The organism is Paenibacillus albidus, from assembly GCF_014644435.1.
In the GTDB taxonomy this organism is placed as follows: Bacteria; Bacillota; Bacilli; order Paenibacillales; family Paenibacillaceae; genus Paenibacillus_AQ; species Paenibacillus_AQ albidus.
The window spans coordinates 160,352-187,090 of the sequence record NZ_BMKR01000001.1 but is presented as its reverse complement, the minus strand read 5'-3'; the positions used below and the strand labels follow the sequence as shown (position 1 = coordinate 187,090).

Sequence of the window (26,739 nt, the reverse complement as noted above, 5' to 3'; positions counted from 1 at the left end):
TTATGCTGCATGCATCGCCGTCCTCGTTTGTCATCCTGCCCGCCTTGGCGAAAATTGTATGTGAACCAAGCTGGAAGTGGCAGAAACGGGAGAAGCCGCTGCAAAATTATGATTTGTTCTATGTCTGGAGCGGGGAAGGGACGGTTGTGCGCAATGGCGTACCCGTTCAGGTCGGCAAGGGAAGCTGCTTTTTGTTCCGGCCCGGTGACCACACCAGTGCAACCCATAATCCGCAAAAGCCGCTGGTGCTTACATATATTCATTTCGACGTGGATGCTGAAGTTATGGAAATTCCGCAGCCTTACCGTGTGATGGAAGATACGGTGGAATTTGAGCATCTGCTGGCAAGGTATGTCCGCCTCTTTCTGGTCAGCACCTTTGCGGCCGAAGAAGAGGGGCAGCTTGTGCTGAAGCAGCTGATGATTCATCTGCTGCGCGAGGACCGGGTCATGCCGATTGAACGGCATGTCAGCAATCAGCTGGCTGAGGTGATTCATGAGGTGGCCAACTATGTGAGCCAGCACCCCGGCGCCTCGCACCGCGTGGAGGATCTGGCTGCCCGTGCGGGGCTGTCGCCGCGGTATTTTTCGATCAAATTCAAAGAGCTTACCGGCTCTTCCGTGCAATCCTATGTGATCCGCGCCCGCATTGAACGGGCCCAGCACTTGCTGCTATATGCCGGGATGAATGTGACAGAGGTGGCGGATGCGCTCGGGTACCGGGACATTTTCTTCTTCAGCCGCCAGTTCAAACAGCACACCGGCAAAAGCCCCTCCGAGATCCGCTGATCGGTGCCGATTGTTTCAGCCCGGGGATGTCAGGGTAAATACTTGGAACCTGGTTTTTACAGAGAATTTACATAACATCTTGGAAAGGAAGACGAGGGAATGATCATCAGGCGCCGGATTTGCAATACGGATTGCAAGGGTGGAGGCGGCGGGATTTTTAGAAACCGCTTAAAACGTTTAAAGCAGCCTAGAGGAATAGCGGCTAACTACTGGTTCTGAGACGAACTGGACATATACGAAGAAGAAACCGGAGCCTGCAGAGGCTCCGGTTTCTTACGCTGGAATCCTACCGGGAATTACACCCGTTAATTCGGTCGAAACAGCTAATAATGGGTGAATAGAGGGAAATACACCCTCTAATGATGGCAACTTGACGGTAATATCATATGCAGCCTAGGATTAGTGGGTGTTTTTCCCTATAAAGTGGACATTTAGGCAGGATTCGTGAACTTAATGGGCAGAATTCCCTTAGAGCTCGTTGAGCTGTCGTAAATCACAGCCCGCTGGATGCTGAATCCGCCTTGTTAATTCATTGTCATCCGTTGGACATACTCCCCCATAATCTCCTCCGCAGGCACCGGCCTGCTGTAATAAAAGCCCTGGACATTAAAGCATTGCAGTTCTTTCAGCAGGGTGACCTGCTCCTCGGTTTCGACACCCTCAGCGACAATTGTCAGCCTGAGCTGCTTGGCCATCGAGATAATCATCTCGGCAATGGCGCGGCTGTCGGGGTCGGTAGTGATCTTTTGGACAAAGGAACGGTCGATCTTCAGGCACCCGATGGGGAGACTGTGCAGATAGCTCAGTGAGCTGTAGCCAGTCCCGAAGTCGTCCATGGAGACGGAAATCCCCGCTTGCCGGAGATCGCTCAGAATCGTAATGACATGCTCTTCGTTATGCATCATCGCGCTTTCCGTGATTTCCAGTTCAAGCAGCGAGGTATCAAAGTCCAGCTCCCGTATCGTATTCATAATGGAAGCAAAAATATCCGGCTTCATCAGATGGACCTGGGAAACGTTCACGGCGATGGGGACAATTCTGCGGCCTGCGGCTTCCCACTTCTTCAGCTGGCAGCATGCGGTGCGCAGGACCCATTGCTCCAGCGGGACTATGAACCCCGACTTCTCCGCCACCCGGGATGAATTGCAGCGGGGGGATGATGCCGAGAACAGGATGTGCCCAGCGGACAAGGGCTTCCAGCCCGACCGTGTTACTGGTGCGGATATCAATTTTGGGCTGGTAGAACAGCCTGATTTGATCGTTTGCCAGCGCCTTCTCCAAATCGTTCTCCAGCATCATCTGTTCGAGGCTTGTCTGGTCCCTTTCTGCATCGTAGAACTGGTATTGGGAGCCGCCGTTTTCCTTCGCGCTGTACATGGCCGTATCTGCGTGTTTGATCAGCGAGTCCGCGTCCAGGCCGTCCTCCGGAAACCTGGCAATGCCTACAGAAGCAGACAGCTTCACGGAATGATTCCCCACCTCGAAGGGATAAAGATTTTTAATATATTTAAACCTGAAACGTAAAGATCAAACTGGTAATCCGAAAACAATTATTAATTGCAAATCTGCAGGAGTATAATAGGGGAAAAGAATAAACGAAATTATGGTCAAAGGAGAGAGAGAACATGTACGAAGTGGTATTGATACGGCACGGTGAGAGTGAGTATAACCGTCAGAACCTGTTTACGGGCTGGAGTGATCCCGACTTGACGGACAAGGGTATTCAAGAGGCGAAGGATGCGGGAAAGCTGTTGAAGGATGCCGGCTACACGTTCGATCTGGCCTTTGCATCGGTGCTGAAGCGTTCCATTAAAACACTGAATTATATTTTGGACGAGATGGATTTGCTATGGATCCCGGTACAGAAATCATGGAAGCTGAATGAGCGCCATTATGGCGCGTTGCAGGGGCTGAGCAAAAGCGAGACTGCGGTGAAATACGGGGATGAGCAGCTGCATATCTGGCGCCGCAGTCTGTCGATGCGTCCGCCGCTGCTGGAACCGGATGATCCACGTTATGCGAGGAATGATGTCCGCTACAAAGAAGTCCGTCAGGGCGACATTCCGCGGGGGGAGAGCCTGGAGGATACGGTACAGCGGGTCGGCGACTTCTGGGCCAACCGCATTGTGCCGCTGATCCGCAAAAAGGAGCGGGTACTTATCTCGGCGCATGGCAATACCCTGCGCGCGTTGATTAAATTCATGGAAGACCTGGATGAACCCACATTGCTTGAACTCAACGTCCCTACAGGTGTACCGCTCGTATATAAGCTGGATGATGATGTGAAGCCAATCAGCCGCTTTTATCTCGGGGAGCCGGAAGAGGTCCAGGCTAAAGCCCGCGAGGTGGCGAATCAGAGTAAGGTGACGGAGTAGGGGGAGGAGTTGGCCTCTAGAAAAAGCCCTAATTCTCCTAATCCATAAAAGCTGTAGTTACCAGACTCACCTCTGCCAGACATTTCCTGATTCATTCGCTATAATACCTCCATGATATAAATTAAAAAGGGCTCCAGGCGATTTTCCGCACGGAGCCCTTTTGGCCTTGCCTGTTACAGTGGAGCGCGCATCGTGCCGAGCAGCTCGCCCATCTTCACCTTCATGTTCTTGCGCAGTCCGGGACGCGGAGTGAAGGTGCCGCTTTCCGTTAGCAGCACTACAGTGGAGCCGAATTCGAAATAGGCCAGATCGCCGCCTTTTTCCCATTCGGACGCCTGCTCATCAGCGTAGCGGATACTGCTGACGTTCATCGCCCCCACCTTCACTACGGCGGCTTCCCCGTGTTTGCCGGCTATATAAGTAATGAGCCGTTCATTACGGCTCAGGACGCCTTTCATATGCCGCATGCCAAATTCATTGACGGGATAGGCCCGGCCGCGGATATAATCACTCTCTACCTTCTGCCCGCTAAGCGGCGAATGAATGCGGTGATAATCAGTAGGACTTAAATAGAGCACGAAGAAGAAGCCCTTTTTGTACCGCTCCAGATGCGGGGAATGGTTCAGCAGCTCCTCCAGATTATAATCCTGGCCTTTTACATTCATAAGTGTTCCTGAAGTAATGTCGCCCATAGCCGTAATCAGTGCATCGACCGGGCTGACCAGTGCATCGTCACCTTCGGCGACGGGCCTCATCCCCGGCTTCAGCCGGCGGCTGAAGAACTCGTTGAGTGTACGGTAGTCCCCGGGACTATGCTCCGCCTCGCCCGCAGGAATATGGTAAGAACGAATAAATACCGGAATCAAAAAACGGCTGATTCTGCTATGGGCCAAAGCGCCCATGATCCGGGAAAGCCATCGGTGTGAGGACAGCTCGGTCATCAGCCGCAGTAATTGTTTAACCATGCCCATCTCCCTTCCATCATGCAGCCGCGCAGCCTGTGCAAGACTGGCTGTCACCGCTCTGCATTATATTGACATAGAATAGGAGACAAATCAATAAGAGTTATCCGGGACCGGCCTCTTCCATCAGAAAACGGGCATAGCCCATAGGTTTGCGGTAGCTGTTCTTCCAGATTTCCTGAAGCCCGGCTTTGCGGAATCCGTAACGTTGATCCCGGCCATTGGCTTCGATGAAAAAAAGCCGTCCATCCCTGGTCAGGCCAATGTCCAGGCCGATGTCTGCCAGGCCCGGGAGCCGCTGGCCCAGTGACCGGGCAACAGCAAGGCTAAGCGCCTCCAGCGACATGCGGAGAATGGCCGCATCCCTGCTGGAGAAAGCCGTATCCAGCACATAGGCGGAGCTGAGCGCCTCGCCGCCCCGTGCGATATTGGAGACGAATCCGCCGGGAGCAGCCAGCTTGGCGAACAGCCCGGTGACCTGCCACTCCCCGCCCCAGCCGCGCTGGACGGTGACGCGCAGATCAAAGGGACGTCCGTTCATCTCGGCAAGCGGTATACGTTCCTGCACGAGATAAGGGACTTTGGAGAGCCGGGTCCGCAGTGCCCTTGGCAAAGCATCCTGATCTACCGGAAGCGTGGCCCAGTGTCTCGCTCCCCTTGGCAGATAGGTTAAATTCCAGCGCCATGAGCTAGTGCGGACACGGACCAGCCGCATGACGCCATTGCCTATGCTGCCCCTGCAAGGCTTCAGGATGAGGTCCGGGTAGCGGTTCATCATCGCTGCCAGCCCTGCCAGCCCCTTTGCTGTCTCCGGCAAATAACGGCGCAGCTCCTCATTTTGTGCCAGCAGCCCGTGAATCTCATCCTTGCCGTAACGGTTGTTGTTGTTGAATACCCGGGGGACATGCCGGAGCAGCCGTTTCATGCCTGGACTGTCAGTGCCGTAGATGGCCCGGTTATGGATTACGCTTGGAGTTGGAAGGATAGTTCTTCTATAGCCCTGAGGTCCATGTATATAGGCAGCACAGAAGCCTGAATCGGTATCGATATCAGCCAATCTGAGAAAAACGGGAGTTATGCCGTAGGCGGCTGCGGCTTCCTCATAGTTCAACAGGGATTCCTGTCCTGTTTTTTGCCGGGGCACCCCCCGGTGCACAGCGGCATTTAGCAATATTCCGACGAGCTTTTGCGCCATGAAAGGTTCCTCCTGTTATCTTCAGTTGCTTCTTCCGTTCCCTCACTTGTCATTCTATGTTTGTACCCACCTGTCAGGGTGGACGAATGTGCGGCGTCAGATGCCCTTTTTTGCCGGTCCTCAAAATATCAAGAATGTGCTCCCCTTGTTGAAACGGGTGTCATCTGCCTACTCTGCTGCATATGATGCCTAGGAAACATTAGTTGGAAGGAGGAGACGGCTTGTGAGGGGATCCAAAAGGAAGCAGCCGCGCAGTCCGAAAAAAAGGCTCTACGTGGTCGATAATCCCAATATGAGTGAACTGAACATGTTGGGGAACACGCCAAAGGTTTCGGCGGGTGCTGAAGCCGTAAGCAATGAAGCTGCAGAGGTGGAGTCGGAACCTGTTCAAGAACTGCAGGTAAGCGGAGTAGAGATTGCAGAAGCGCCTATTGATGTAGAAACGCCTATAGATGTAGAAGCGCCGGCAGAGGCTGCTCTGCCGGGTAAGCCTGAAGAGCAGCTTGATGTTAGCATAGAAGGCGATTCAATAGAGGCGGATCAGCAGCCCGCCGCTGCAGTTGTTCTCCCGGAGAAGGAACGCTTGCAGCCGGTGTATACCGATGATCTGTCGGATGGAGCGGTGACCGGAGTCAAAATCGCCCCGCGCGCCATCGACGGGTCCAAGCTGAAATTTGGCATCATCGGGACACCCTGGCTCCAGGATTATGCCGTTCAGAGCATTAATATCGCGGACAAGGCGGTAACCTCTTCCAAGATCGCACCGGAGTCGGTTTCCGGGGAGCATTTGGCGGAGGGAAGTGTAAGCGGAGGCAAGCTGCTGGATCATTCCATCAGCGGAGAGAAGCTTAAGAACGGCAGCATCGGGCCGGATAAGCTGGCTGACCGGGTGATCGGAAGCGGTAAAATTGCGGATAGATCCATTGAAAGCCGGCATTTGAGTGAGTGTATCATTACAGCGGAGCTGCTGGAAGACGGTGCGGTAACCGGCGATAAAATACTCAGCGGGGGCGTAAAAGGACGCCATTTGGCGAATGGCATTATTGACCGCTCCAAGCTGGCGGATGAAGCTGTCACCGCAGACAAAATTGCCGACGGGGAAATCAGCGGTGTCAAGCTGGCGGACGGCATCATTGAGAGCCGCCACCTTGGCGAGCACTTGATTACAGCTAAACATCTGGTACCCGGCGCCATTGGACCGGAGCAGCTTGCCGGCCGGCTGATCGGCAAGGAGCAGCTGCAACCGGGTGTCATTGACAGCGGACATCTGGCAGAGGGTTCAGTGGGCGCGCGGCAACTGGGCGCAGGAGTCATCCACAGCGCCCATCTGAGCCTGGAGAGTGTGAAGGCCGCCCATATCGGCGATGGTGAAATTGCCAGCCGTCATCTGGCTGACCGCAGCATTTCTTTTGTCAAGCTGGCAGAAGGTGCGGTAGGAACGGCCCAGCTTGTGGAGCAAGCCGTTACAGCTTCCAAGATCGCCGATCAGAGTATTCTGGCGCATAAGCTGGCGGATGAAGCCGTGACTACACGTCATATTGCCAAGTCTGCCGTGCGCGGTCCGCAGATAGCCATGCAGGCCATCACCTCGGACCATTTGCAGCGTGAGATCGTGGGCAACGCCCATCTGGCAGAAGAAGCTGTGGGAGCGGATCAGCTTCAGGACGAAGCTGTGCAGACGCGCCATTTGGCGCCCGGAGCCGTGACAGGCAAAGAGTTGGAGGCTGAATCGGTAGCTGAAGGACATCTGCGTCCGCTGAGCGTAACTACCGCCAAGCTGGCCGACGGCAGCGTTTATACCGCTAAGCTTGCGCAGGGAGCGGTGACGGGAAATGTCCTTGCCCGTGAAGCGGTGAGCGGGGAACATATCGCTTGCTGCGCGGTGGATGAGAAACATCTGGCCGATGCCAGCATCAGCGGACGTATCCTGCAGGATGCGGTGGTCGATGCCGGTCATCTGGCAGCAGGCGCTGTAGAGAGCAGACATCTCGGGGTGAACAGTGTGAACTCCGCTGCACTTGATTCCGGTTCGGTATTGTCGAAGCACCTGGCTGCGGGTGTTGTGAAAGAGAGTCATCTGGCTGCAAACGCCGTTCAGCCCCATCATTTGGCCGATCATGCCGTCACCTCGCTGAAGCTGTCACCCGAAAGTGTATCCACCGACAAAATCAGCGATCTGTCCGTGACTACAATCAAGCTGGCCGACGGCAGTGTCGAGTCCGGCAAGCTGGCGGCAGGGGCAATATTGCCTGAGCATCTGGCTGCAGGAGCTGTGGGTCCGCTGTCGATCAGCGACGGCGCAATCCATGCCAGACACGTTGCTCCCGGCAGTATCGGTGGCGCACAGATCCGTCCCCTCATCATCGGCAACGGTCATATCCTGCCTAACGCCATCTCAACTATCCAGCTGCAGAACGGCAGTGTCGATGGGGCAAAGCTGGCGGACCGTGCGGTGAATTCCATTCATCTCGCCCCGGAAAGCGTAGAAGGCAGTCAACTGGCTCTTGAAGCGGTGGAAGGCAGGCATATTCGTTCGGAGGGCATTACGCTCCGACATTTGGCGGGTGAGGTACGCAGCGCCGAACTGCTGCCGGATGGCAGCATTACGGGGAAAAAGCTGGCGGAGGGTTCGGTAGGTTCCTTTCATCTGGCACAAGGCAGTGTGTACAGTGATCATCTTAGCGCGGAAGCGGTAGAAGGCGGGCATATCCGTGCTGGCGAAATCACGCTCCGTCATTTGGCGGAAGAGGTGCGGACGCCAGAACTGCTGCCGGACGGCAGCATTACCGGAAAGAAGCTGGCGGAGGGTTCGGTGGGCTCCTTTCATCTGGCACCGGGCAGTATATACAGCGACCATCTTAGCGCGGAAGCGGTAGAAGGCGGGCACATCCGTGCCGGTGAGATTACGCTCCGCCATTTGGCAGATGAGGCACGCAGTGCTGAGCTGCTGCCGGACGGCAGCATTACCGGCGGGAAGCTGGCGATGGGTTCGATCAGCTCTCACCATTTGACGGCTGGCAGTATATATGGTGAGCATTTGTCGGTAGAAGCGGTAGAAGGCGGGCACATCCGTGCCGGTGAGATTAGGCTCAGCCATTTGGCCGAAGAGGTTCGTACGGCTGAGCTGCTGCCGGACGGCAGTATTACCGGCAGGAAGCTGGCGGAGGGCGTGGTCGGTTCCCATCATTTGGCGGCTGGCAGTGTATATAGTGAGCATTTGTCGGTAGAAGCGGTAGAAGGCGGGCACATCCGTGCCGGTGAGATTACGCTCAGCCATTTGGCCGATGAGGTACGCAGTGCTGAGCTGCTGCCGGATGGAAGCATCACGGGTAAGAAACTGGCGGAGGGTTCGATCGGTTCCCATCATTTGGCGGCTGGCAGTGTATATGGTGAGCATCTGTCTGTAGAAGCGGTAAAAGGCGGCCACATCCATGCTGGTGAGATTAAGCTCCGGCATCTGGCCGAAGAGGTTCGTACGGCTGAGCTGCTGCCGGACGGCAGTATTACCGGCAGGAAGCTGGCGGAGGGCGTGGTTGGTTCCCATCATTTGGCGGCTGGCAGTGTATACAGCGACCATCTTAGTGCGGAAGCGGTAGAAGGCGGCCACATCGGTACCGGCGAGATTAGGCTCAGCCATTTGGCCGATGAGGTACGCAGTGCTGAGCTGCTGCCGGATGGAAGCATCACGGGCGAGAAGCTGGCAGAGGGCTCGATCGGTTCCCATCATTTGGCGGCTGGCAGTGTATACAGCAACCATCTTAGCGCGGAAGCGGTAGAAGGCGGCCACATCGGTACCGGTGAGATTAGGCTCAGCCATTTGGCCGATGAGGTACGCAGTGCTGAGCTGCTGCCGGATGGAAGTATGACCGGCAAGAAGCTGGCGGAGCACTCCGTGGGCTCCTTCCATTTGGCACCGGGCAGTGTGTATGGGGGACATCTGGCCACAGAGGCCATACAAGGAGGTCACATCCGCTCTGGTGAGATCACACTCCGTCATCTGGCCGCAGAGGTTCGTACGGCGGAGCTGCTGCCGGACGGCAGCATCACTGGCGGGAAGCTGGCAGAGGGTTCGGTGGGCTCCTTCCATTTGGCACCGGGCAGTGTGTATGGGGGGCATCTGGCCGCAGAAGCCGTCGGTAGCCGTCATATCCGTTCCGGTGAAATCATGCTACGGCATCTGGCCGACGAAGTTCGCACGGTTGAGCTGCTGCCGGATGGCAGTATCACTGGCGGGAAGCTGGCTGAAGGCGTGGTCGATTCCCATCATTTAGCGGCTGGCAGTGTATATGGCGAGCATTTGTCTGAAGAAGCGGTAGAAGGCGGCCACATCCGTTCTGGTGAAATTACACTCCGTCATCTGGCCGACGAAGTTCGTACGGCTGAGCTGCTGCCGGATGGCAGTATCACGGGCGAGAAGCTGGCGGAGGGCTCCGTGGAGGCCTTCCATTTGGCACCGGGCAGTGTGTATGGAGGGCATCTGGCCGCAGAGGCCGTTGGAAGAAGTCATATCCGTGCCGGTGAAATCACGCTCCGTCATCTGGCTGAAGACGTGTACACCTCAGAGCTGCTGCCGGATAGCAGCATCACGGGTGAGAAGCTTTGCCCGGGAAGTATTGGATCGGAGCACTTGTCCCCCGGCGCAGTAGGAGTGACAGAGCTTCAGGACGAGGCTGTTGATTCCGGCAAAATTGCTTCTTTCGCTGTACAGTCCCGTCATCTGGAAGAGGAAAGCGTGCAGAGTTACCATTTGGCCCCGGGTGCGGTACAAAAGGAGCATCTGGCGGATGGCGCGATCCATATGGAGCATTTATCCTTCAGTCCGGTGTTGAGTGCCGGCAAGCGGGGGACGCTGCAGCAGTTCGGCATGACGGCATTCATGTTCAATGAAGATGAGCGAAGCGTGGAGGTGACGGTGGCTTTTGACGAGGGCTTTGGACATACCGGCTATGTGCTGGTTGCCATGACTAATCAGCCTTTCTTCCATGCTTCCTTAAAAAGCAGATCAAATGCGGAGGCCGTTATCCAGGTAGTCAGATTAGAGCAGACCCCTCATTTCTATGGCGTGATCTCATGGATTGCTATTGGCTCTCCGTTATCGAAATCGCCCCAGGATGACCGTGTGTTCGATTAGTTGATGCCGGGGTGGAAAGGTCAATTGAGCATAACAGAAGAGGGCTATTCCGGCCGCTGTGAACAGGCAGCCGGGATAGCCCTTAATGCTGAGCCCAAGTTCCGTAAAAGCAGTCCCGGCTGCCAATTGTCCCGATTTCCGCATAGAGAGACACCAGCCGTTACCCTGTACGCCGTATTACATAGACTGTGTTGTAACCCCAGCCCGGCGAATAGCACTGTAAAGAAGGTGGATGAGCTTGATGCCCAAACGAACTTCTGCCCGCCGCATGGGACGGCGGACCTCCCGAGCAGCACGGCGGACTTCCCGCCGGGTGCGGCAGGCAGCAGCCTTGCCTGCTATGAATCATCCCGAGCCCTATGTGTCCGTCATTATTCCGGCCATGAATGAAGCCGGGACCATTGCCGGTGTGATCGCCGGGGCCAGGGGAGTTCATCCGCGCTGCGAGGTTATTGTTGTTGTCAACGGTTCTGCCGACAAAACGGCGGAAATTGCCAAGGCGTCCGGCGCACATGTCATCTTTTATGAACTGCCGCTGGGACATGATGCCGGCCGCAGTGTCGGAGCCGAGGTTGCCAAAGGCGAAATTCTATTATTTACGGATGGTGATTTGGTTATTTCCGCAGCACAGCTGCGCCCCTTTGTGAAAGCTGTTCGCAGAGGCGCGGACATTGCACTGAATGATTACTCCGGACCGGTCCGCAGCATCATTCCCCATCCGGTGGTGCTCTCCAAACATGTGCTGAACCTTATGCTGAACCGTCCGGATCTGAAAGGCTGTTCCATGACGGCAGTACCGCATGCCCTAAGCCGCAAAGCGCTGAGTCTGCTTGGCACCAGCGCATTGTCCCGACCTCCGCTGGCCCATGCCCGCGCAATTATGGAAGGGCTGCACGTGGAGGCTGTGCACAAGGTGCCTGTTGGGAAGCTGAACAGGGTCCGCCGCAAGGCGGGCGGAACGGATCCTTTGCAGCACCTGATTGTTGGAGATCATCTCGAGGCTTTGTCCCTGCTGCTTGAACGCCAAGGGGACAGAGCGGGATTCAGTGACGGAAGCCGGCGCCGGGAGATGGTGAGGTGATGGATTCTATGCCCAGACCCAAACGGCGTGGAGAAAGCCGCCCTCCTGCAGGCAGAACGGCCAGGCACAAGGCGTCCCGCCGCACTGCGCGGGCCCGCAGGCCAGCCGCCAGACGGGCAGAGCGGATACTTGCGCCACTGCGCGGTACCCTGTCGGTGATTGTCTCGGCGCGCAACGAGCAGGAGACCCTGCAGCTCCTGCTGAAGCAGGTTGCATGCCTGCATCCGGCGGAGATCATCGTGGTCCTGAACGGTTGCAGCGACAACAGCTTTGAACGTGCACGGCAGTGCAAGGAGGCCACCATTGTGCATTGCCCCGCTTCCGCAGGCCATGATGTGGGCCGGGCTATAGGGGCGAAGCTCAGCAAGGGCGATATCCTGCTCTTTCTGGATGGTGATATGGTCATTCCTGCTCCGCTGCTCCTGCCGTTCGCGGCTGCCGTAGACAGCGGTATCGATGTAGCGCTTAATGATCTGGATGCACTGCTGCCACCGTTCGGCAGCAGTGACAGTGTCACCCGCTGCAAGCTTTTCCTTAATTATGTACTGGGCCGCAGGGATCTTGGAGTTAGCTCCATGACAGCTGTCCCGCATGCACTTTCCCGGCGGGCTCTGGAGACCATCGGCTGCCGTGAGCTGATGGTGCCTCCCAAGGCACAGGCCATCTCGATCCTTAAAGGGCTGCGGGTAGAGAAGGCAGGCTCCGTTGATGTTATTAAACATAACCGGCTGCGCCAGGGCAATACGGGAGTGGGGAACGGCGTAGAACAGCTGATTGCCGGTGACCATGCCGAAGCGCTGCAGGAAATACTGCGGCATCAGGGAGCCGCACGGTTCTCCCCAGGCAGCAATCTGGAAGAACACCGCCGGCAAGTAGCAGTCTGGAGGAACGGGATATGACCAGGACCAGTATTGTTATTCCAACTTATAACGGCCTTGACCTGCTGCGCTCCTGTGTAGAGTCGATCAGAGCCTGCACCGCTGAGTCCTATGAAATCATAGTGGTTGACAATGGTTCCGGGGATGGAACCGATGCCTACTGCCGGGCGGAAAAAATTCCTTTTATTTCTCTGCCTGGCAACCGCGGTTTTCCCGGGGCCTGCAATCTCGGTCTGCTGTTTGCCTCCGGCGACGAATTGCTGCTGCTCAACAATGATGTTGTGGTTTCGCAGGGCTGGCTGACCAACCTGAAAGCAGCGCTTTACAGCGCTCCGAATGTCGGTATAGTGGGCCCGGTGACGAACTATGCCAGCGGGCGGCAGCAGATCAAGACTGATTACGCAGATCTTGCCGGATTTCACCGGGCCGCGGCTTTAGCCAACAGGGCAAATCCTGCAAAATGGCAGGAAACCAAGCGGCTGGTAGGGTTATGCTTTTTATTCAAAAGAGAGCTGCTGGACACGGTGGGTCTCTTGGATGAGCGTTTTTCCCCCGGGCATTATGAGGATGATGACTATTGCTACCGTGCCAGGATCAAGGGGTATCGGCTGCTCATTGCCGGGGATTGTCTGGTGCATCATGAAGGAAGCGCCAGCTTCAAAGAAGTATACCGGGCCGGATGGCATGAACTGCTGGAGCGCAACCGCAGGCTTTTTATGGAGAAATGGCAGGTTGACCCGGAAAGCTTCATGTAAACAGGCAGACCTGAAGGCTAAAGACGTAGATAAAGAGGAGGAAAGTAAGTGAAAGGAGTCATACTGGCGGGCGGAACAGGCTCTAGACTTCAACCGCTGACCCGGCTTATGAACAAACATTTGCTTCCGGTCGGCAAATATCCTATGGTGTGTTACGGCATAGACCGGCTGCGCCGGGGTGGTATAACCGATATTCTTCTGGTCATCAGCAAGCAGTCCGCTGGTCTGTATACGGATTTTCTGGGCAGTGGCGCCGCTTTTGGCGTATCCCTGACCTACAAAATCCAGGAAAAAGCCGGAGGCATCGCGGAAGCGCTGGAACTGGCGGAAGGTTTTATTGCCCCGGGCGAGCGGTTTGTAGTCCTGCTGGGCGATAATCTTTTTATGGATGATCTGAAGCCTTATGTGGATGGGTACCTGCGGCAGCCGAAAGGGACGGCCAAGGTGCTGCTCAAACCGGTGGATGACGCGCGAAGGTACGGTGTTCCGGTGTTCGACGCCCATGATTCGGCCTGGATTGCCTACATTGAAGAGAAACCGCAGCATCCGAAGAACGGGTACTGCGTTACCGGCATTTATATGTACGACACCGCAGTATTTGACATGATCCGGCGCGTTTCGCCTTCCCAGCGTGGGGAGCTGGAGATTACCGATGTGAACAATATCTATGCCAAAGACCGCAGGCTGAGCTACGATGTGCTCAAAGGCTGGTGGAGTGATGCGGGAACCTTCCAGTCTCTGCGCGAAGCGGGGGAGAAGCTGAAGGATATGCTGCCGTAAGGCGTTAAATGACAGGCGGGATACAACCAAAGAACCTTGAATGGCTTGATGCCGTTCGGGTTTTTTAGTTTTGGCGGATTCAGTCTTACGAAGGCGGCACCGTAAGGGCTCCTGCCGCATATGCTGTAGCAGGGCGTTTGAGCAAAGGAGACATGAAGGTGCAGAATAAAATAACCAAAGTCCTGCAGCACATGGCCCATACGCACGAACAGATGGCGCGGATTCTCGATGCCGAACGTCACGTGGCCGTCCGTATGTCGCAAATTGTCCACGACCTGCCGGATGCGGAGCCCGATTTTGGCGATATCAGCGGGTTAATCGAAAGCTCGGGTAAGGTAAACAAGAATATTATTGCTTACCTTAACGCGTTTGCAGATCTGGAAGAGGCGATGGCTGAGGGTGTAGGCAGGGTCATCAAGGAATTGAACGGTCAGGAAGAAGAATAGTTACAAGAGCGGGAGGCGGATGATGAGCAGGGAAAAGGCTTATCTGCAAATGCTGGAATCGACGGCCGCCATCCAGTGGAACGTTGCGCTGATTCTGGAAGCCAAGGCGGTGGAAGCGGAGAAGGTAAAGCAGTGGACACAGCATCATATCCATGCCAGAGTGTTCGATACCCATGAAGAGCAGCTGAAAGAGTCACTCTCTATCCATGAGGTGATTGTGGAAATGGTGGAGGGGCTGACCAAGCTGGAGAACGGGCTGTACAGTAATCTCAAGGCAGTTCTCGGTAGCGGTGAAGAAGACGGTGGCGGCGGCGAAGGGTTCGAGGGGGAAGGCTTCGGATTCGGGGAAGACAGCAAATGAGCGGCGGGCTGATGTCGGAGCATGCTGTCAAGCTGGAGATGATTCGCTCCATCGCCCGCAGTCAGGCCGCACTCGCGGCCATTCTTGAGAGCATCGCCGAGGTTACGGGGCATTCCGAGCTGACGGCCCGCAAGCTGAGCGACAACATCCGTATCCTAAGCCAATATCAGAGTGCCATGTGCCGGATGATGTCCGGTATTTCACTGCACCAGCCAAAAAGAGGCAAACCTGCTGCGCCATGGCTGAGCAATAGCTGCGCGGGAGGAGCCTTTGGAGGACATGGAGTACAGGAGGAGTAGAAAAATGAGGAGAAAGAGAAGCAGAACGGTGCGTTCGGGCAGAACAACCCGCGGACGCACCTTGTTGCTGGCGCGGAGAGCAAAAGTCCGCAGAGGTCCTGTCCGTAAGAAACGCAGAGGTCTCACCCGGATAACAGTGCGTTATGGCAGGAAGAATAGAGGCCTCTTGCTGCGGCGGAAAAGAAGAGTTCGTCTACGCCGCAGGCTGGCCCGCAGGAACGTGCCTATCGCCCAGCCTGCGGTTCAAGTTGTGCCGGTGGCCGAGGTTCCCCAGGCCCCCCAGGCCCCTCCGGCCCCCCCGGCTCCGCAGGTGATTCCGCTCCCCCCGGATCTGGGCGTCCCGCCGGAGACACCTCCGGCCGACGCCTATCAGCAGGGTTACACCGAAGCATACAACGTGGGGTTCGACGCCGGTTTCGCCAAGGGCTTCGAGGACGGGCATAAGCTGGAATTGAAATCATAAGCACGAGCCGCTCCCGCTTCCGGGAGCGGCTTCTGTCGGTATACATAGGCTGGCCCCTCCGGGTGCCGATATGATAAACTTCATTAAAGACTCGTTAGGGGTTAAATGTCGAGAGGAAAGCAGGGATACCCGTGGGCAATGAGATCCGCAGAGCAGAGCAGAACGAATTAGAGGAGATTATGGAGCTGATTGCCAAATGCGTACAAGTGATGCAGGCCGGCGGCAGTGATCAGTGGGACGAGTTGTATCCGAACCGGGAGATTATCTCCCTGGATATCGAGCGCGGCACGCTTTGGGTAAGCGAGGAGAATCAGGCCGTGGCCGGAATCCTTGTGCTGGATGAGCATCAGGCTGAACAATATGCAGGGATTGAGTGGGCTGACCGGGAAGGTCCGCACCTGATTATGCATCGGCTGGCCGTACATCCCGAGGTGCAGGGCAAAGGGGTTGCCCGCCGCCTGAACGCATATGCCGAGGAGTTTGCACGGCTTCACGGGTATAAGAGTATCCGGCTGGATACCTACGCCAAAAATACGAAGGCGCTTGAGCTGTACCCGAAGCTTGGTTATGAGCGCAGGGGAGAAGTCAACTTCCCGGAGCGCACAGCGAACTTTCCGGTGTTCGAGAAGGTGCTGGCTGCTGAAGAAATGTAGTCCCGTTTGTACCCAAACAGCAGTCTGCTGCGAACCTGCGGCAGGCTGCTGTTTTGCCTCTTGTGCTCATGGTATAACACGTGTTATTATTGCCTCGAGGTGAAGGCTGTTGAGCAAAAAAAGAACGACCAGCTTCGATGTGGCCAAACATGCCGGGGTCTCACGCAGTGTGGTATCCGCCGTATTGAACGGGACACAGGGGATTGGTGTCAGTCCCGAGAAGCGGCAGCTCGTGCTAGATGCGATAAAAGAATTGAATTATCATGTGGATTCACAGGCCCGGAGCATGAAGACCGGCAAAAGCGGCTGTATAGCGGTCTATGGGGACATGGAGCGCCCGATGTTTTTGCAGCTTCTGGCAGGGGTGAAATCCGCATGTTCCGCATCCGGATATTACGTTATGCTGAACAAGGCGGCGAGCGGCGAGCGGATGGAGTCGCGCCATGAGCTGCTGGACCTCTACTATCAGAAAAGAATTGATGGAGCCATTTCACTGGATGCGACCAGCTACGCGGACCCGATATGGGCAGAGGCGGTGCTTGAGGCCGGAATGCCTTATGTGTCGGTGGAGGGATACGCGGAGGATGAGCGGATTTCATCCGTCCAGACGGATTACCGGCAGAGTCTCCGGGAGGCGCTGGCCTATATGCACCGGGGCGGCAGCGTTCCTCTCTATTTGAACATTCAAGTGGGAGGATCTGCCGAGGCATTGGGTGAACGCCAGCGTTTGGAGGCATATATCCGGTGGTGCGAAGAGGCCGGGGTACAGGCGGAGGTAGTCGATTGTCATCTTGCAGAGCTCGATGAGGATCACATCCAAGCCAGGGTTCTGGAAATTATCCGGGACCGGGCACGCAGAACTTTGCTTGCGAACTGGTCGGTCGGTGCTTTTGCGGTATACCGCGCAGCCTGGCAGATGGATTTGCGGATCGGGCGGGAGGTACAGGTGATGGCAGCGGATAATACCTATCAGGTCAACCAGCGGCTGGTTCCGGCGCTCAGTTCCATGGAGATTCCTTATTACCGGATGGGTGTTCAGGCTGTGGATCTGGTCAACCTGCAGCTGGATTCTACCGGCGCCATAAGGCGTCAAATCAAGATTCAAGCGGATTTGCTGAAAGGTGAAAGTTGCTGAAGGCTCGTTCCTTCTTGCCCTTGCATTCCCTATAAGGCAATCCGCCTTTTTTTATAAGATTATAACACGTGTTATAGGAGGGTGTTTATGTTCTGGACAGTGGAAAAATTGGAACAGCGCATCAAGGAATTGAGCTCTTACCGGTACAGAGGCCTTATGGAAATCAATGACTGGGAATATGCCGTGGATAACGAGAGGATTATCGGCAGTGCCCCTCCTCCTGTGCTTAAGGCTGAGCGCAGCGTAGGAAAAGGCGACAGATGGAGCGGCCGCGACCTGTATGTATGGCTGCGGAAGCAGGTCCTTGTTCCACAGGAATGGAGCGGAAGGAAGGTTGTGGGTCTGTTTGATTTTGGCGAGACGGGCGGGGGGCATAATTCGGGATTCGAATCCTTATTATTTGTGGATGGGCAGCCTTATCAGGGTGTGGATTCCAACCACCGGGAAGTGCTGCTTGAGCAGGCCTCTGCAGGGCGTGAGCTGAGCTTGTGTTTTCGTCTGTGGACCGGACTGGAAGGCGGGGGCGTGCCTAAGGAGCAGCACCATGAAGTGCGTCAGGCTGCCTTGGCCTGGCTGGATGAGCCAGCGGATAATCTGTACTACACCGGCAGAGCTGTACTGGAAAGTGTCAAGGTGCTTGGGGAAGACCGCCAGGAGCGGCATGAACTGTTAAAAGCGCTCGACCGTGCCTTTGCACAGCTCGACTGGTTCGATGTTGGTTCCGAAGCCTTCTATCAGAGCGTGGAACGGGCCGAAGCCAAGCTGCTGGAAGAACTCGCCCGCCTGCAGCAGACCCATCCGGTAACCGTACACTGCATCGGCCATACCCATATCGATGTCGCCTGGTTATGGCGTCTCCAGCATACGCGGGAAAAAGCGGCCCGTTCCTTCAGTACGGTACTGCGCCTGATGGAGCAATACCCGGAATATGTTTTTTTGCAGACCCAGCCCCAACTGTACGAATACATCAAACACGACTACCCGGAAATTTATGAACAGATGAAAGCGCGGATTGCGGAAGGACGCTGGGAAGCCGGCGGTGCAATGTGGCTGGAGTCGGACTGCAATCTGGTCAGCGGCGAATCGCTGGTGCGGCAGCTGCTCTACGGAACCCGCTTCCTGAAGGAAGAATTCGGAGTCACCTGTGATTATTTGTGGCTGCCCGATGTATTTGGCTACAGCTGGGCGCTGCCGCAGATTCTGAAGAAATCGGGTATACGTACCTTTATGACAACAAAAATTAGCTGGAACCAGTACAACCGCATGCCGCATGATACCTTTCAATGGCGAGGCATTGACGGCTCGGAAGTGCTGACCCATTTTGTGACCACGCCGGAGGTTCCGGGTTCGACCGTTTGGTGGTATACCTACAATGGAACAACTGAACCTTTTGCTGTTAAGGGGATCTGGGACACGTACCGGGATAAGGAAGTGAATAACGAACTGCTGTTGTCCTATGGATACGGGGACGGGGGCGGCGGTGTGAACCGCGATATGCTGGAGATGCGGCGGCGGCTGGAAGAGATGCCGGGAATTCCGAAGGCGGTACCGGGCCGGGTGGACGATTATTTTGCGCGGCTGCATGAGGCAGTAGACACGACAGACCGCTATGTCCATACCTGGGACGGCGAGCTGTATCTGGAATATCACCGGGGAACCTATACGAGCCAAGGGTTTATCAAAAAAATGAACCGCAAGCTGGAGTTGCTGTTCCGGGAGACGGAATGGCTGCAAGTGTTTGCGGGGGTGGCTGCCGGTTCCTGGAGTGCATATCCGGCGGAACAGCTGACCTTGGCCTGGAAAACTGTGCTGCGCAATCAATTCCATGATATTATTCCGGGCTCCTCCATACCGGAGGTGTATGAGGATGCCAGAATAGAGTATGAACAGGCAAGATTGCTGGGCCAGGAGGCTTGGGATGGGGCGGCATCGGCGTTGACGACGCGGAACATGGTGGAGAGTGCACGGCCGGTGGGGATTCCGGCTCACTCCGTACCCTACACCTTGTGGAATAATGCCTCATTCAGCAGAACCGACCGGGTGCTTATTCCCGCGGCAGAGACAGGAGCTGCGGCTGGAAGCTGGACCGATGGTTCGGGAAGTGCGTTGACAGCCCAGCGGAGCGGGGACAACTGGCTGATTCAGGTTCGTGACCTGCCACAGCTGGGCGGTTCGACTATCCATTTCGTTCCGGGCGGGGGAGCACCGGAAGCTTTGGAAGAGGCGGTACCGTTTGTACTGGAGGGCCGGACGTTGCACACCCCCTTCTACATTCTGGAATGGAATGACAAGGGGCAGCTTGGCCGGATCTTTGACCGGGAAGCCGGGCGGGAAGTGCTGGCCCCGGGGGAAGCCGGCAATGTATTCCAGCTGTTTGAAGATAAGCCGAAGATGTTTGAGGCTTGGGATATTGATCTCTTTTATCAGGAGAAGCAGTATCCGGTGGACGTGCTGGAGAGCTTCGAATGTACGGCGATGGGACCGCTGGCTGCAAGTATGCGCCTGAGCTGGACCTTTGGGCATTCGCGGATCGAGCAGACGATGACCGTGTACGCAGACAGCCGGCGGATGGATTTCGAGACCGAAGTGGATTGGCAGGAGCGGCAACGCTTGCTGAAGGTGGCTTTTCCGGTCACGGTCCGGGCCACCGAAGCCACCTATGATATCCAGTTCGGGAACGTCAAACGCCCGACCCACTGGAATACGAGCTGGGATTATGCGCGGTTTGAGACGGTAGGCCATCAATGGGCCGATCTGTCGGAGCGCGGTTATGGCGTCAGCTTTCTCAATGACTGCAAGTACGGGCATGACATCAAAGACAACGTCATCCGGCTGTCGCTGCTCAAATCGGCTATGTACCCCGATCCGCAGGCGGACCGTGGTGTGCACAGCTTCAAGTATGCGCTGCTTCCCCACAAGGGGGATTGGGTGGAAGGGCGTACGCAGCAGGAAGCCTGGATGCTGAACAACCCGCTGTCCTGGCTGAAGGGAGCTGCCGCGTTATCCGGCAAGTCGCTGCTGAAGTTAGATACGGAAGGCGTGATGATCGATGCGGTCAAAAAAGCGGAAGACGGCGACGACGTCATCGTCCGTATCCACGAATGGACCGGCACCCGCTGCCACGTCCAGCTTACAAGTGATTTGCCGCTTACGTCCTGGCAGGAATGCGATCTGATGGAGAATCCGGAAGGTGAAGTGTTCGCGGGCCCAGCGATTAGCTTGCCGCTGACACCTTATGAGATTAAGACGTTCCGGGTGAAATTTGCTTGAAACTGATTAGCAAGCCTCTGGTATAGGGGGTTTGTTTTTTTATCGTTTAGGAAATGATGCAATGCCCAAAAATGTGGATATCTTGGAAGCGTCAGATGAAATAGGCGGTGCAGGAGGATTGGGCTCCATCAGCGGAGTGAAGCGGACAGAGAAGCACTTATTTTGCGAAAAAGTCTGCTTTCCTGGCGAATTCGGACTCAGGAGCCGTTATATCGTTCGATTGAGCCTAGAATGAGGGGAGATGGGACAATTAGCGGAATCTCAGTCCGATTATCCTACTGAATAGCCGAATCCTCCCCAATAGCGGAATCTCTGTCCGTTTGTCCTGCTAAATAGCCGAATCCTCCCCAATAGATTTCCTGTCCGCATCAGCCGCGGATAGATCGTGAAGGGAACACATCATGTCCGCAGAGGGACCCACGCAAAATCGCACGGTCAACAATGCATGTCCTAACCACGCTATATGGGCGAGAGTTGTGCGCGTGTACAACAATGTGAGCTCTAAGCAAGCCAAATGACGATAATCTTGCCTATTGTATAACAATCCGTGCCTCGTAAGCTCCGAGTTGTTATTCACCCGTAGGGTGATTTTGTTCTTAGGGAACAGGGACGAGCTGGGAAAGGGAATTACACCCGCTAATTGTGAGGGGATGGCTCTTTTTTTGATCATTATAGGGAAAAACACCCATTAGTTTGTGGGAAAAGCTCGATTTGGAGGATTAACGGGTCGTATTCCCGCTAATGTAGCTGAAAGGGGAGCATCTGCGGATTTAATGGGCAAATTTCCTTATAGCAGAGCTTTGACAACTTTGTGGTATCAAGGCCTGTCTTAAACTGATCTATCGAAGACCGATGGATAAATTACTGTGAAGCATCACAACGCGTCATTATATATAACATAATGTGGATTTATTATATTGTATAATTATTTTTATGCTTAATTTTTATTTTTTATGTTATGTATATTGACATATGACTTGTTCTTCATTTATTATTGGATTATTCAAATTACAAATAGTCCTTTTTTCGTATATCCTTAATAATTGGTTTAAGGGTCTCTACCGGGAACCGTAAATTTCTGGCTACGAAAATATGCCCGGGCATATTTTTGTGGCCTTTTTATGTTGGCGAAGCAGCAGCTGGGGGCAATGGAATGATGACTAGGGGGAGAATAATGTTGGGGAACCTACTGATCAAAAATGCTGAAATTATAACCATGAACCAGCGGGAGGAAATCATAACCGGAGATATTCGCATCAAAGACACCCTGATTGTGGAGATAGGGAGCGGGCTGATGCCGCACGGTGATGAGAGGGTGATTGATGCCACGAACCGTACGGTGATCCCCGGCTTTATTCAGACGCATATTCATTTGTGCCAGACGTTGTTCCGCGGCAAAGGCGATGATCTGGAGCTGATGGATTGGCTGCGCAAGCGGATCTGGCCGCTGGAAGCGGCGCATGACGAAGAGTCGCTGTATTACTCCGCGATGCTCGGGATCGGCGAGCTGATCTCCAGCGGGACGACAACCATTGTAGATATGGAGACGGTGCACCATACGGACTTTGCCTTTCAGGCCATCGCTAAAAGCGGCATTCGGGCGTTATCCGGCAAGGTGATGATGGATCAGACAGGCGGTGACGTTCCCGCTGCTCTCCAGGAAGATACGGCAGCTTCGCTTCAGGAGAGTGTGGATCTGCTGGAGAAATGGAACGGCTATGGGGGAGGGCGGATTCAATACGCGTTTTCGCCGCGTTTTGTCATCTCCTGCACAGAGCGGCTGTTGACTGAAGTACGCGATTTGTCTGCCCGGTATAAGGTGAAGGTGCATACCCATGCTTCCGAGAATCTGGGGGAAATCGAGATTGTGCAGGCCATGACAGGTATGCGTAATATCGTCTACCTGGATCATCTGGGGCTTGCCAATGAACGCCTGATTCTGGCCCACTGCATCTGGCTGGACGGGGAGGAACGCCGTATTCTGAAGGAACGGGGAGTACATGTCAGCCATTGTCCAGGTTCTAACCTGAAGCTGGCCTCGGGGATCGCCGATACGCCGGGCATGCTGCATGATCAGGTCTCGCTCAGTCTGGGCGCAGATGGGGCGCCGTGCAACAACAATCTGGATATGTTCAATGAAATGCGGCTGGCGGCGATCATTCAGAAGCCGCAGCACGGGCCGACAACGATGGATGCCCGCAGCGTATTCCGAATGGCGACTATCGGCGGGGCGAGAGCGGTAGGGATGGAAGAGCAAATCGGCAGCATAGAGGTTGGCAAAAAAGCCGATCTGGCCCTTTTGAACCTTTATAATTTTCATACCTTCCCGTCTTATGACGTAGATCCGATCTCCCGGATTGTCTACTCCGCGACCCGGGCCGATGTGGAGACCACCATTATTAACGGAGAGATTGTCATGGACCGGGGGCAGCTGAAGACTATAGACAAAGAGGTTGTGCTGCAAGAGGCCAACCGTTCCATAAAGAGGCTGCTGGTGCACACCAATTTGGCCTAAAGCCGGTATTCTTTAGATATTGACATGCAGGGGGACTAACGAACCTCTGCTTTTTTTGTGCGGATCTACAGAAGCAGCCCATTGAAACGGGAAGATTGCCAGGCAGGATCAGCATTCCGGTATTTTTGATAAAAAAATCAAGTATTGCTATACTAGTGGAATCTGATATTTTACTGAAACCAGAAATAGTTTTTACAAATCATGAAGTAAGAAGGGGATTGTATGTACGAGAGAAAAAGCGGGCCGGGTAGAGCCCATTTCTATATCGTGTCAGGACTGCTGTTGTTAAAGCTGCTGCTGCTGAGAGTCCTGTTTTTTGACAGGATCGCCTGGGAGTGGGTGGCGGCGGACGCTGCTCCGGTTCTGCTGCTTATGGGTATTCTGGCTGTTGTGATCCCATCCCGTGCCAAAAAAGCAGCTTACTGGATATTTAACGGGCTCCTCTCCCTCCTGCTGTTCGCCTCCAGTGTGTATTTCAACCACTTTGGGTCGGTTCCGACGTATTTGGCTCTGTATGAGCTGGGACAGGTCTTTCAGGTAAAAGAGAGCGTAGAATCGACGATTAAAAGCATTGATTATCTGTTCTTTGCGGATTTGGTGCTGCTGCTCCTGTTTAGCGTATTCCGCAGATGGAGACACGGCCGGGGAGCCGGGGAACAGCGGTTGTATTCACCGGGGGCGCGGAGAGCCCACCTGATTGTAATTCTTGTCTGCATCCTTGGAGGCGCTTCGTTGTCGGTCTATTCCATTCATGCTGCACGGGGAATTACGAATGAGCTTGTGCAGGCGGAAAGTGCCGGATTTCTAAATTATGAGGTGGCGGCGGCGCTTAAAGCCCAGGAAGACAGCGGACTGGTTGGTACCGGCGACATCAAGGATACGATTGCCAAAGTAAAGGCGCTGGAAGCCGGCTATCCATACAGTGCCAAGCCGGCGGGGACCGTGCCGGACTATTTTGGCTCGCAAAAAGGGAAAAATGTAATTGTTATTCAGCTGGAGGCTTTTCAGACCTTCCCGCTCCATCAGTCTCTGAATGGCCAGGAGCTGACACCGGTATTGAACGGGCTGGCTGATGAGGGTTATTATTTTCCCCATGTGTTCCAGCAGGTTGGTCCGGGCAACACATCGGATGCGGAATTTATGAGCAACACTTCTATTTACCCCATCGGGACACTGGCAATGTCGACCAGCTTCGGAGACCGGGAGCTGCCGAGTCTGCCCCGGCTTTTACGTGACAAGGGTTATGGAGCATATACGTTTCACGTAAACAAGGTAGGTTTTTGGAACCGGAATGAGTTATACCCGGCACTTGGGTTTAACGGTTATTACGACAAGGATGCCTTCAAAAATGATAATTTTAATGCGTTTGGAGCTTCGGACGAGCAGCTCTATATCACCGGAGTAGAAAAGCTGGCGGAGCTCAGCAAGAAGGGAACGCCTTTCTATGCGCAAATGGTCACGGCCTCCAGTCATCATCCGTTCAACATTCCCGATTCGTTCAAAAAAATAACGGTGCCCGATAATCTGAAGGATACCATGCTTGGCAACTATTTAACGGCCATCAATTATACGGATTATGCCGTCGGCACGTTGATTGAAGAGCTGAAACAGAACGGCTTATGGGAGAATACCGTGCTGGTTCTGTATGGCGATCATTTCGGCCTGCAGCCGAAGGATGTGCCGCCGGAGCAAGTGAAGGAAGCGCTTGGTATTAACTATGACTCCCGGATCAGCCGCTTCAATATTCCGCTGATCGTGCATGCTCCGGGCCTTGCGCAGGGCCGCGTGGTAGAGAGAACCGGTGGACAGCTGGATATCATGCCAACCGTAGCCAACCTGCTGGGTGTTTCACTTCAGGAGGAAGGTTTTACGGCTTTTGGCCACGATCTGCTGAATATTGACCGCAATGTTATAGGTATGCGTTATTACATGCCTTCAGGTTCGTTCTTAAATGATGACATTATGTATGTGCCCGGCAAGGATTTTGCCAATGGAGAGGCTGTTTCGCTGGAGACGCTGGAGCCGGTCGCCGACTTTAGCCAATACCAGGACGATTATGACTATATCCTGAAGCTGATGGACTTGTCTGATGAATATGTGAAGCTGCTTCCGCAGCGGTAAAGGGGAAACACATGAAAAGGTTAAACAAACCGGAAAATATGATCCTCGTGCTCGGCCTGGGAATAATCATTTATCTTTTGTTCGTGCGTCCCTTCATAGGGGTGGCAGACAATGGGGATTTCTTACGCATGATGAGTACAACCGGGCTGAACTATTACGATGCTGCCGAATCGTACGCTGACCGTTTTTTCAACTTCAGCCATTCGCGCTTTTCGTATGAGAATCTGTTCAAGGGATTTTATCCTTCCTCGCAGATTATCCTGGTGCTCATCCCGCGGCTTATTGGCGGGGTGTTTCATGGGAGCTATTTTGATATCCGGTTATTGGGGGCCGTGTATGGCCTGCTGCTGCTGGGGGCGACATGGCTGCTAGTGAAGCATAATGCCCGCGGCTCCTATATTGCCGGTCTGCTGCTGGGTGGGGCAATTTTGTTTGTATTTTATGATATCGGGTATCTGGCGTATTTTAATTCGCTTTTTGGAGAGCCGGTATCGATGGTGTTCATGCTGCTGACCTTTGCCATTGGCTTGAGGCTTACCCGCATGGACAGGCCTACGACTAAAGGACTGACAGTGTTTTTTATTGCCGTTCTGTTTCTGACCTGCTCCAAAATCCAAAACGCGCCGATCGGCATTGCCTTTGCCCTGATCTTTTTGCGTTTTGCTGCGCTACAGGGAGAAGGGAACTGGCGGAAGCTGGCCCTGCGGTTCTCTGCAGCCATCTTCCTGATATCCATTCTTCTTTACGTAACCGCGCCGAAGGATTTGAAGCATATTAACCTGTATCAGACGGTCTTCTTCGGTATACTGAATGAATCTCCGGATGTAAAGGGTGATTTGCAGGATCTGGGGCTGCCGGAACGGCTGGAGGTACTTGCGGGGACCAACTATTTCCAGACGGATACGGCCATTAAGCAGGATGATCCAACGCTGCAAGCGGATTTCTATGACCAGGTATCGCACAAGGATGTGCTGTTCTTCTATCTGAAGAACCCGGGCCGGCTGATAGATAACATGAAATATGCGGCAAACAACAGTATGTCCATCCGCCCCTATTATCTTGGCAACTATGAGAAAGGGGAGAACAAGCCGGAGGGATCGTTGTCTTATACCTACAGTGTGTGGAGCCAATTCAAAAACAACCACGTTCCGCATACGCTCGGATTCCTTCTTGTCTTCTATGGCGTGTATTTTGCCGGAGCTTTGTTCCAATATTTCCGCAGCAGGGATATTCGCGGCAAAGTGACCGGAGAACTGATGATGCTGCTGGGCCTGATCGGCATTTTTTCTTTCCTGGTGCCGATTCTCGGCGATGGGCGAGCCGATATCGGCAAGCATTTATTTATGTTCAATGTCAGCTTTGATATGATGGTTGTAACAATGTTTGGCTGGGTCTTATACAAGCTTGCGGGGACCATAAATTTGGATTGACCCTTGTCAAATAATAGAATACAATCGGCGTATATATGTTTTTACATTTAAGTGAACATTTTGGAAATGGCTTATATGTCTAGCCTCATAATTAAGGGGGC

The 26,739-nt window shown here is 54.4% G+C and carries 20 protein-coding genes, 1 pseudogene and 1 riboswitch; of the genes and pseudogenes, 17 read left to right on the top strand and 4 right to left on the bottom strand.

Features of this window, described 5'->3' with window-relative positions:
- Positions 1–2: 2 nt before the first annotated feature.
- Positions 3–788, top strand: coding sequence for an AraC family transcriptional regulator (locus tag IEY53_RS00790; RefSeq protein ID WP_189021715.1), 786 nt, complete (start codon positions 3–5; stop codon positions 786–788).
- A gap of 524 nt (positions 789–1,312) precedes the next feature.
- On the opposite strand, the gene IEY53_RS35680 is transcribed toward IEY53_RS00790, so the two are convergent.
- Positions 1,313–1,921, bottom strand: coding sequence for an EAL domain-containing protein (locus IEY53_RS35680; RefSeq protein WP_268240737.1), 609 nt, complete (start codon positions 1,919–1,921; stop codon positions 1,313–1,315).
- Positions 1,922–1,985: 64 nt separating this feature from the next.
- A pseudogene (locus IEY53_RS35675) lies at positions 1,986–2,252 on the bottom strand (diguanylate cyclase domain-containing protein); the annotation flags it as partial.
- 161 nt (positions 2,253–2,413) lie between these two features.
- On the opposite strand from IEY53_RS35675, the gene gpmA reads away from it, so the two are divergent.
- Complete coding sequence (gpmA, locus tag IEY53_RS00780; protein WP_189021714.1) at positions 2,414–3,163, top strand: 2,3-diphosphoglycerate-dependent phosphoglycerate mutase; 750 nt, start codon at positions 2,414–2,416, stop codon at positions 3,161–3,163.
- Between the two features lie 173 nt (positions 3,164–3,336).
- Here the strand turns inward: gpmA and asd are convergent, their stop codons facing one another.
- On the bottom strand, positions 3,337–4,128 hold the full coding sequence (asd, locus tag IEY53_RS00775; protein ID WP_189021713.1) for an archaetidylserine decarboxylase: 792 nt from the start codon (positions 4,126–4,128) through the stop codon (positions 3,337–3,339).
- A 100-nt stretch (positions 4,129–4,228) separates the two neighbouring features.
- Positions 4,229–5,320: a YheC/YheD family endospore coat-associated protein gene (locus IEY53_RS00770; RefSeq protein WP_189021712.1), complete on the bottom strand. Its 1,092-nt coding sequence runs from the start codon at positions 5,318–5,320 to the stop codon at positions 4,229–4,231.
- A gap of 223 nt (positions 5,321–5,543) precedes the next feature.
- Here IEY53_RS00770 and IEY53_RS00765 point away from each other — a divergent pair, with 223 nt between their 5' ends.
- From IEY53_RS00765 to wsfD, 15 genes are all read left to right on the top strand, one after another.
- Positions 5,544–10,451: a WIAG-tail domain gene (locus IEY53_RS00765; protein WP_189021711.1), complete on the top strand. Its 4,908-nt coding sequence runs from the start codon at positions 5,544–5,546 to the stop codon at positions 10,449–10,451.
- A 241-nt stretch (positions 10,452–10,692) separates the two neighbouring features.
- Positions 10,693–11,532, top strand: coding sequence for a glycosyltransferase family 2 protein (locus IEY53_RS00760; RefSeq protein WP_308424195.1), 840 nt, complete (start codon positions 10,693–10,695; stop codon positions 11,530–11,532).
- Between the two features lie 8 nt (positions 11,533–11,540).
- A complete protein-coding gene (locus tag IEY53_RS00755; protein WP_189021709.1) occupies positions 11,541–12,431 on the top strand; it encodes a glycosyltransferase family 2 protein in 891 nt (296 codons plus the stop codon).
- Entirely contained in the window at positions 12,428–13,165 is a 738-nt protein-coding gene (locus tag IEY53_RS00750) for a glycosyltransferase family 2 protein (protein ID WP_189021708.1), read from the top strand. Before IEY53_RS00755 ends, IEY53_RS00750 begins: the two co-directional genes overlap by 4 nt.
- Before the next feature lie 48 nt (positions 13,166–13,213).
- On the top strand, positions 13,214–13,945 hold the full coding sequence (locus IEY53_RS00745) for a sugar phosphate nucleotidyltransferase (RefSeq protein WP_189021707.1): 732 nt from the start codon (positions 13,214–13,216) through the stop codon (positions 13,943–13,945).
- 152 nt (positions 13,946–14,097) lie between these two features.
- Positions 14,098–14,391: a nucleoside-diphosphate sugar epimerase gene (locus IEY53_RS00740; RefSeq protein WP_251038112.1), complete on the top strand. Its 294-nt coding sequence runs from the start codon at positions 14,098–14,100 to the stop codon at positions 14,389–14,391.
- Positions 14,392–14,413: 22 nt separating this feature from the next.
- Entirely contained in the window at positions 14,414–14,752 is a 339-nt protein-coding gene (locus IEY53_RS00735; RefSeq protein WP_189021705.1) for an alpha-helical endospore appendage domain-containing protein, read from the top strand.
- Positions 14,749–15,051, top strand: a complete 303-nt coding sequence (locus IEY53_RS00730; protein ID WP_229695902.1) for a hypothetical protein — start codon at positions 14,749–14,751, stop codon at positions 15,049–15,051. The genes IEY53_RS00735 and IEY53_RS00730 overlap by 4 nt, the downstream gene beginning before the upstream one ends.
- Positions 15,052–15,055: 4 nt before the next feature.
- On the top strand, positions 15,056–15,514 hold the full coding sequence (locus IEY53_RS00725) for a hypothetical protein (RefSeq protein ID WP_189021704.1): 459 nt from the start codon (positions 15,056–15,058) through the stop codon (positions 15,512–15,514).
- Positions 15,515–15,645: 131 nt separating this feature from the next.
- A complete protein-coding gene (locus IEY53_RS00720) occupies positions 15,646–16,167 on the top strand; it encodes a GNAT family N-acetyltransferase (RefSeq protein ID WP_229695901.1) in 522 nt (173 codons plus the stop codon).
- 109 nt (positions 16,168–16,276) lie between these two features.
- Positions 16,277–17,302 carry a LacI family DNA-binding transcriptional regulator gene (locus IEY53_RS00715; RefSeq protein ID WP_189021703.1) on the top strand — a complete coding sequence of 342 codons (1,026 nt, stop codon included), beginning with the start codon at positions 16,277–16,279 and terminating at the stop codon, positions 17,300–17,302.
- A gap of 87 nt (positions 17,303–17,389) precedes the next feature.
- Positions 17,390–20,572 (top strand): alpha-mannosidase, encoded by a 3,183-nt coding sequence (locus tag IEY53_RS00710; RefSeq protein ID WP_189021702.1) that lies wholly within the window; start codon positions 17,390–17,392, stop codon positions 20,570–20,572.
- Positions 20,573–21,578: 1,006 nt separating this feature from the next.
- Positions 21,579–21,677, top strand: a riboswitch (purine riboswitch).
- 72 nt (positions 21,678–21,749) lie between these two features.
- Positions 21,750–23,087 carry a 5'-deoxyadenosine deaminase gene (locus tag IEY53_RS00705; RefSeq protein ID WP_189021881.1) on the top strand — a complete coding sequence of 446 codons (1,338 nt, stop codon included), beginning with the start codon at positions 21,750–21,752 and terminating at the stop codon, positions 23,085–23,087.
- A 222-nt stretch (positions 23,088–23,309) separates the two neighbouring features.
- Complete coding sequence (locus IEY53_RS00700; protein ID WP_189021701.1) at positions 23,310–25,208, top strand: LTA synthase family protein; 1,899 nt, start codon at positions 23,310–23,312, stop codon at positions 25,206–25,208.
- A gap of 11 nt (positions 25,209–25,219) precedes the next feature.
- Complete coding sequence (gene wsfD / locus IEY53_RS00695) at positions 25,220–26,638, top strand: glycan biosynthesis hexose transferase WsfD (protein ID WP_189021700.1); 1,419 nt, start codon at positions 25,220–25,222, stop codon at positions 26,636–26,638.
- Positions 26,639–26,739 lie beyond the last annotated feature (101 nt).